The organism is Stenotrophomonas maltophilia group sp. SKK55, assembly GCF_057179845.1.
In genome coordinates, this window is sequence record NZ_JBXUHP010000049.1 from 1 (window position 1) to 1,357 (window position 1,357).

Below are 1,357 nucleotides of genomic sequence, written 5' to 3' on the forward strand. Positions count from 1 at the left end.
CCCACCGCGTCATGGTTGCGCGCTTCGCCGTCCACGGCGGTCAGCCGGTGGCTGGTTGCGGGATAGGTGTAGCTGGCGGTGCCTGCCGAGGTGGTCAGTGAGGTACGGTTGCCGGTGGCGTCGTAGCCATAGGTTTCGATCGGTGTGCCGGTAGTACAGTCCTGGGGTTGGGTCAGCTGCCGCGGCGCATTACGGATATCGCTGAATACATCATAGGACGCTAGCTGTCTCGCATATTCTTCAAGAACTCAGCAGCAGTCTCATCTCCTTTCTCAGCCGAGAGCATGATCCACGAGATCGCTTCGTCATGCTTGCTATCTACACCTATGCCATGGAGAAGCGCCAACCCATACTCATACATTGCGGGAGGATATCCAGCCTTCGCGGCCAGCTTAAAGTACTGGGCTGCCCCCACAGGATCCACATCCACAAAGTCTCCGAATTGTAGATAGCAGCCGAGTCTATATTGCGCGGGGGCGTACCCTTTCGCTGCTGAGAGCTCTACCTCAGCCAAGCTTCTTAACTCGAACTCATCGATGCTTTCATGAGGGCGACTAAAGCTCGAAGAAAGAAAGATTGCTTCTGCGGAGCCCACAACAGCGGCACTACGAATCAGTGATGCAGCACCAGCCATGTCCCCGGAATCCAGAAGAACTGAGAAATTTTCCGAAAGGGCTGTAGGCAAATTACCCATGTGGGATGATCCCCTCTCCGGTCGGGCTTGTGCACCTACATTGAATGTGGTGGGTCGACTTGGCACCCAATTTATCCTTCGCGTCCTTCTCAGCCATTTTTTTTGCCTCTGACAACCGACTGCTGAAACCGTAACCGAAAGCAAACTCCTTGTCACCGATTGAACAATTGTCGGGACTACGACCATCCCTACTTGCTCGACAGTTGCAAGATTACCCCCCTCTCTTCCGATCGGGCCAGGGAACCGACCTCCCCTCTGATGAGGGTGATGCCAGTGCCTTACTCAGCAATGCAGTGGCCACAGATTGGTTAATGCCATTTGGATTTATCCAATTTTCCAAACCGGACAACCGACTCGCCGCCACCAATGAGTTTAGGAATTCTGAATCGGACGAGTATTGCCCACCTCCAGGCGATTGGTAGTTCTGAGGTTCATTTGGGTTGAAACCGACTGCCCCTCCTGGGGGGGGGATGAAGGGAACTAGCGTTCTTTGCAGCCCAATCGGATCCGCAAACAAAGCTGGACTTCCACCGACATACGAGTATGTCGACACACCTCCGTCCAGCCCAATCGGATCACTCTGGGAATACCGCCCCACCTCCGGCTCGTACTCCCGCTGGTAGTTGTAGAACAACCCACTCGCATCGGTCGCCTGCTGGCCCG

The 1,357-nt window shown here is 54.9% G+C and carries 1 protein-coding gene and 1 pseudogene; both read right to left on the reverse strand.

What is annotated here, in order from left to right:
* Window positions 1-220: 220 nt before the first annotated feature.
* Window positions 221-694 carry a tetratricopeptide repeat protein gene (locus AC2A1N_RS16405; RefSeq protein ID WP_082783346.1) on the reverse strand — a complete coding sequence of 158 codons (474 nt, stop codon included), beginning with the start codon at window positions 692-694 and terminating at the stop codon, window positions 221-223.
* A 493-nt stretch (window positions 695-1,187) separates the two neighbouring features.
* Window positions 1,188-1,357 (reverse strand): annotated as a pseudogene (locus tag AC2A1N_RS16410) (RHS repeat-associated core domain-containing protein); the annotation flags it as partial.

What these genes read in the sequence shown, in the direction of transcription:
- AC2A1N_RS16405 (WP_082783346.1), bottom strand. Translation starts at nt 694, where the DNA reads ATGGGTAATTTGCCTACAGCCCTTTCGGAAAATTTCTCAGTTCTTCTG.